This window comes from Haloferula sargassicola, from assembly GCF_040362925.1.
GTDB classification, from domain to species: Bacteria; Verrucomicrobiota; Verrucomicrobiia; order Verrucomicrobiales; family Akkermansiaceae; genus Haloferula; species Haloferula sargassicola.
In genome coordinates, this window is the sequence record NZ_BAABRI010000051.1 from 1 (window position 1) to 1,457 (window position 1,457).

Annotated in this window: 1 rRNA gene; it reads right to left on the reverse strand. The window is 53.7% G+C overall.

The features are described from left to right. Positions 1 to 153 precede the first annotated feature (153 nt). Positions 154 to 1,457, reverse strand: a 23S ribosomal RNA gene (locus ABXH26_RS20540); the annotation flags it as partial.

Consider the following 1,457-nt stretch of genomic DNA (forward strand, 5'->3'; position numbering starts at 1 on the left):
GGGGGCGGTTGACCCGCTCCCTGACATCCACACGGAGAATATCGCTGCCTTTCCTTACTTTTACCTGCCGAAACCCACGCTTCACGTTTCAATTGAAAACGGATGCTCTTTGCTTCGGTTCCTTGGAAACCTGATTTCAAAAGAAAGAAAAAAGGAATCAAGCCATACGGATGATTAGTAGTGCTCGGCTACACACATTGCTGCGCTTCGACCTACACCCTATCAACGTGGTCGTCTTCCACGATCCTTCAGGGAAAACTCATCTTGGGAACTGCTTGGCGCTTAGATGCTTTCAGCGCTTATCAGGACCGCACTTAGCTACCCGGCCATGCCGTTGACACGACAACCGGTGCACCAGAGGTGCGTCAATTCCGGTCCTCTCGTACTAGGAATTGAACCCCTCAGTTTTCCTGCGCCCACAGAGGATAGAGGACCGAACTGTCTCGCGACGTTCTGAACCCAGCTCGCGTGCCGCTTTAACCGGCGAACAGCCGGACCCTTGGGACCTTCTCCAGCCCCAGGATGCGACGAGCCGACATCGAGGTGCCAAACTTCGCCGTCGATATGAACTCTTGGGCGAAATCAGCCTGTTATCCCTAAGGTACCTTTTATCCGTTGAGCGACGGCAATTCCACTTTCTACCGCCGGATCACTTAGGCCTACTTTCGTATCTGCTCGGCTTGTTGGCCTCACAGTTAGGCGGGTTTATGCCTATGCACTCGACACACGGTTGCCAACCGTGCTGAACCCACCTTCGCGCTCCTCCGTTACTCTTTGGGAGGATACCGCCCCAGTAAAACTGACCGGCTGACACTGTTCCCCGGCCGGTTTCACGGCACGAGGTTAGATCCTCCAACACCCAAGGGTGGTATCTCACTGGTGACTCAGACACCCCCTAAAGGGCGCCTTCAACGTCTCCCACTTATGCTGAGCATGAGAATCGAAGAACCAATGACAGCTTACAGTTAAGGTCTATAGGGTCTTTCCGTCCTTCTGCGGGTAGGCGGCATCTTCACCGCCATTACAATTTCACTGAGCACCTGGTTGAGACAGCGCCCAACTCGTTTCACGATTCGTGCAGGTCGGAACTTACCCGACAAGGAATTTCGCTACCTTAGGACCGTTATAGTTACGGCCGACATTCACGGGGACTTGGGTTCGAAGCTTCGCCCAAAAGGGCTAACATCTCACCTTAATCTTTCCGCATTGGTCACGTGTCACATCCTATACTTGGACTTGGCGTCTTGGCAGAATGCTGTGTTTTTGCTAAACAGTCGGTTGGGCCTGGTCACTGCGGCCCCCACGAATGGGGGCACCCCTTCTTCCGAAGTTACGGGGCTAATTTGCCGAGTTCCTTAACCAGGGTTCACTCTTGCGCCTTGGAATACTCATCCCACCCACCTGTGTCGGTTTACGGTACGGGTCGCTTAGCATACGCAGGGGCTTTTCTTGGCACA